We start from the raw sequence: 5,238 nt of genomic DNA, 5'->3' as shown, positions 1-5,238 counted from the left end.
CCGGTGGTCTTTTCCAGCGTCCGATCGACCTGGCTGAACATCTCGAAAATCTTCCGCACCATATGCGACGGAATTCCGACACCGGAGTCGGAGACTGATACCACGACATCGGAACCGCCACGCACCATTGTCACCGTGATCTTCCCGCCGGTTTCGGTATACTTGGCGGCGTTCGTGAGCAAGTTCGTGAAGATCTGCACCAGACGCGTCGGATCGCCGTCCACGTAAATCGTGGTTGAGACGGGAACGACGGTCAGTTTGTGTTCGCGCTGGCCCATCAATGTTGCGGTGGCCTCCAAGGCCGCGTCGAGAATAACCGTCAACGACACGCGTTCGCGCTGCAAGAACAGCTTACCGTTGGTAATGCGGGAGATATCCAGCAGATCGTCGACCAAACGCACCATCTGGTTGACCTGTCGATCCATGATGTCGATCGACAGGGTTGCGGTCGGTTCACCAACTTGCGACAGCTTCAGTATTTCCACCGCGTTCTGAATCGGCGCCAGCGGGTTGCGTAATTCATGGGCGAGCGTGGCCAGGAACTCATCTTTTCGACGATCCCCCGCCCGCAGCGACTGCTCGAGCTGAATCTGATCAGTGATGTCGGCGGTGACGCCCAGAACAGATTGCAGTACCCCGTTGGCATCGGATTCTGGTACCAGACGAGTCGAGTATTGTCGCACGCCATCGACGCCGGCGTAGGTGAACTCGATCACCGTATCTTCGCCCGTTTTAAAGACGGACTGCACCGCCGATTCCCACAGTGCGCAGAGTTGTGCCGGCATGCCCAGCTGGCGGTGGGTTTTCCCTACCATTTCGCGTGCGGAGAACCCGGTTGCACGCTCCACCGCGGTATTCACAAGGAGATGGCGGTGCTGCCGGTCGAGCCGCGACAGCATGTTCGGGGTGTTGTCCGCCAACGACTGCAACTCCCGTTCGCGACTGCGAAGCAGCAGCTGGGCCGCCCTCGCTTCCGTGACATCCAGATTCGTGCCCACCAGCCACTCGGTTTCGCCAGCAGGATTCGTGCGCACGGTTTCCACCGCTTGGATGTCGCGGTAGGACCCGTCAAACGGACGCCTGATCCGAAACTCGCTACGACTCTTGCCTTTGGTGCGCACGATCTCGCGCCACGTCCCCAACTGAGTCGATAGGTCTTCAGGCGCGATTCGGTCGCACCACTCACTGAATGGCACGAGCCCATCGGCTGTTGGCGGCATACCGTAGATCTGAAACATCTGGGAATCCCAGCGGACCTCGTTTGTGAGCACATTCCACTGCCAGATGCCCACCGCCGTGGCCTCCGTGGCCAGTCGTATTCCCTCTTCGCTTTCCCGCACCGTGCGTTCGACCCGCAAGCGCTCGGTGATATCGTTGAAATAGCACACGAGTCCGCGCTGCCCGTCGGGGAGCACAATGGCGCGCACCTGCCAGTCGTAACTTTCCTCGACGTGGCGATCAATGCGTTCGTGCGTGAAACTCGAGGCGATATACGGCTCACCGGTCTCCAGCGTGTGACGGAAGATGGTCAGAATCTCCGTGGCTACCGGAGCGGGCCACATGGCGTGCATGAGCTCGACGAAATCACGACCGATGACTGGTTGCAGTGTGGCGAACGTTGGCAGCGCGCGCGAATTCATGTGTTTCAAGCGCAGTTCACTATCCAGCATATACACGCCAACCGGCGCTTGCTCGATCATGGCCAAGAATAATTCGCCGCTCTGTCGCACCGCCGCCTCAGCCAGCTTGCGTGTCGAGATGTCTTCAATAGCCAGCAGGATGCGTTCCGGCACGCCATCAGCGCTTTCGAGCCTGCGGGCATTCAACAACATGGTGCGGGTACCAATATCGACGAACTCGTGTGTTACTTCGAAGCCATTGAACACATTGTCGCGCGGAATAATCTCTTCCAGCAACGTGCGCAGTTTCGGGATGTTCCACTGCCCGCCACCAATCTGGTACACCAGGCAGCCTTCGGTCGCGGTTGGGTCCACCCGGAACATCTCGTAGAACGCTTCATTGGCTGTGTTCACGCGAAGGTCCGCGCGCAGTACGAGCAACGGCACCGGGGCCGTCCGCAAAATTGCCTCGGCGTAGTCGCGCTCGTCCGCGACCGCGCGCTCGCTGCGTTTGATGGTATCAATATCGCTCAACACCAGCACCACGCCGTCAATCTTGTTGTCCAAGGTGAGGTAGGGTCGCGCGCGCAGATTGTACCAACACCCCTCGTTGTCTTGCACCTCCGCTTCGTGGAGTCTGACCGTCTCGACCACATCAGCCAGTAGTTGCTCGAGCGTTGGCAGGTCGAGATTGTGCCGGATAGTGCGAATGGCACGCCCGACATCCGTGGCAACGAGGTTGAAGATCTTGGCCGCAGCCGGCGTGAAGCGGCGTATGACCAGCTCACGCGACAACAACAGAATAGCCGTGTGGGTGCCGACCTGCAGATTATTCAGATCGGCGTTGAGCCGATTCAACTCACCGTTCCGACTCACCATTTCATCGTTGATGGTGGTCAGTTCTTCGTTGGTCGACTCCAACTCCTCCTTCGACGTTTCCAGCTCCTCGTTGATACTCTGTAGTTCTTCGTTCGCGCTCTGCACCTCTTCGCTGGACGCCTGAAGTTCTTCATGCGCTGCTTCGTTCTGCTCCTGGATGGACTGCATATAGTCGCGAGTCTCGGCTAGCTCGCGCTCCAGTTCCGCCACTCGGCCTGCCACCCCGCGCTTGTCTGCCGGAATTCGTGGTGCTGACACCTGCGCGGTGCGCGCAAGCGATGTTCCTGCTTCCTCGAAAAGAATCAGGAAGCACGGCTCCTTCACGTTCCTGAGCGGAATAACCTGGAGGGCGATCGCTCGCGTCCCGTGTTCATGTTGCACGCGCACGTCGTCTCTCCGCACCGGCTTGTGCTCGCGCTTGGCTTTGTTGATAGCGGCCCGCAGCGGCATCATCAGTCCTTCGCGCGCCATCTTCAGGACATCAAAGCTGGCCTTCCCCTTTGGTGGTTCGAGATATGGGCCCGTCGAGCCGCGAAATTGCAGCACCTGCCCCTCGGCGTTGATGAGCACACCAGGGGGCGCAAACTGACTGACAGACACACGGTCGGCTTCCCGTTGGGCGCTGAACTCGCCGCGCTGCGTGTTGAATTCGTCACGAGAGCCCTCTAACGGGGCGTGATCAGGCGGCAGTGGCTCCGGCGTGCGCCGGGCCGTCGCGGGCGCCGTGTCGCGAAGAGTTGGCAATGGCAGACGGAAGGTCGGCGTCATTGCGGCCTTCCTCGAAAAGATCTTCTGCTTTTTGTCGGCTGACGCAAACAATTCCGTAAACTGCCCAATCGACTCGCTGGCTCCGAGGAACAGGAAGCCGCCGGGTTTGAGCGCGTAATGAAAGGCGGGGAAAATCTTCTTCTGCAGCTCCGGCTCCAGATAGATCAGCATGTTGCGACAGCTTACGAGGTCCATCCGTGAAAACGGTGGATCGCTCATCACATTCTGCCGGGCAAACACGACCTGTTCCCGCAGTACCTTGGTAACGCGGTAGCCACCTTCTTCCTCGACAAAAAATCGCCGCAGTCGCTCGGGTGAAACGTCCTGTGCGAGCGACTTCGTATACAGTCCGTGTCGCGCCTTTTCGAGCAGCGCCTCATTCAAGTCAGTTGCAAAAATCTGCAAACGTGCGCCGCGCCCGTCATCGGCGGCCGCTTCGGCGAACGTCATGGCCAACGAATACGCTTCCTGACCGGTTGAGCAGCCCAACACCCACACCCGCACCGGCTCGTCGCGCACCCGCTGGCTCAGCAACTTCGGAAACACCTTGCGCTTGAGCGAATCAAACGCTTCCGGATTGCGAAAGAAACTGGTCACGCTGATGAGCACATCGGAATACAAGGCGTCCAACTCCTTCGTATTGCCTTTCAGAAAAACGGCGTATCCGGCCAGTGTTTCGTGCTTGCTGAGCACGAGTCGGCGCGCCACACGACGCTGGATGGTGCTCGACTTATACAGCGAAAAATCCACGCCTGAGTGGTTGCGCAGCAGCAGGAGCACTTTCCGGAATTCATCCTGGAACGTGCCTGGTGCGGCTGCGGTGCCGGCAGCGGCCTCCTGCTTTGCTTGTCGCGATCCGGTGCGGGGCGTGCCATGACCGCCCGACGCCAACGGCGCGTTGGAGCTCTCCTGTTGATCGGCCTCGCGCTCTGCTTCCGACGGCATGTCCGGCGCGGTGGCCGTGAGGCGGCTCCCACTAGTGCCCACCCCTTCACCGGCGGCGGAGTCTCCACCTGCGGACGCAGGCACGGGACCCTCATTCACGGTGTTCAGCACAAACGGATGTTGCGCAATGCGCGTGAGTTCCGCCGCCATTTGCCGCGGCGACATCACAAAGTCGACGCATCCCGCCGCAATCGCACTTCGCGGCATAGAGTCGTACTTCGCCGATTCATCCTGCGCAAACGTGAGTCCACCTTCGGCCTTGATCGCCTCCAAGCCCAGCGTGCCGTCGCTGGCGGTGCCCGACAATACCACCCCAATGGAGCGCTCACGTTGATCCTGAGCCAGCGCTTCGAAAAAGACATCGATCGAGCGCGTGGCACCGGGTACTTTGCTCCGCGGGGTCAGCTTCAGCACACCGCCCACAATCGCCATTTGCACATTCGGCGGAATGACGTACACCGTATTTGGTTCGACGGGCATATTCTGCGTCACCTCGAACACCGGCATCGTGCTCGCGCGAGCCAGCAGCTGCGTCAACGCACTTTCGTGCACCGGATCGAGATGCTGCACGAGCACAAACCCCATGCCCGTATCCACGGGGAGCGCGCGCAACAATTCCTGAAAAGCCTCGAGTCCACCGGCCGATGCGCCGACCCCAACGATCGGGTACCGTGCCTTGAGAGGCTGTTTCGCTGGCGTAGACTTTTTTGCCGTGCCGGCACGACCAGTTCGTGTTGCTTTGGGAGCAACCACGACCGCCTCTTTCACTACGGACCTTTTCTTCATGCGGCTGTTTTAAGCTGGGTGTCGCCGGGCGGGACGAATCGCCGTCCACCCAACGCACCCAATGGAGATGATGCTGCCATCGTGCGCATGTGAGGTGCTCCGTAGAAGGGCAAACGCGAATTTGTGACGTAGGCGGCTTTTGAGAATGAACTCGATAGCGACGCCATGCGCTAGCGCTCCTCGCTACCGCCAACGGCCATTTAAGGCTCATCGCCAGCGCTCGCACCGCGCCTGTTCGCGC

1 protein-coding gene is annotated in these 5,238 nt (G+C 59.9%); it reads right to left on the bottom strand.

Annotated features, from left to right (window positions below; translation table 11 throughout):
- A partial coding sequence (locus tag ACLL97_RS16125; protein WP_411281503.1) for a chemotaxis protein CheB occupies positions 1–4,997 on the bottom strand: 4,997 nt, incomplete at its 3' end.
- Between the last annotated feature and the right edge of the window lie 241 nt (positions 4,998–5,238).

This window comes from Gemmatimonas sp. (assembly GCF_046594945.1).
Taxonomy (GTDB): Bacteria; Gemmatimonadota; Gemmatimonadetes; order Gemmatimonadales; family Gemmatimonadaceae; genus Gemmatimonas.
The sequence above is the reverse complement of the archived record's forward strand: the minus strand, read 5'-3'. Positions and strand labels throughout refer to the sequence as shown.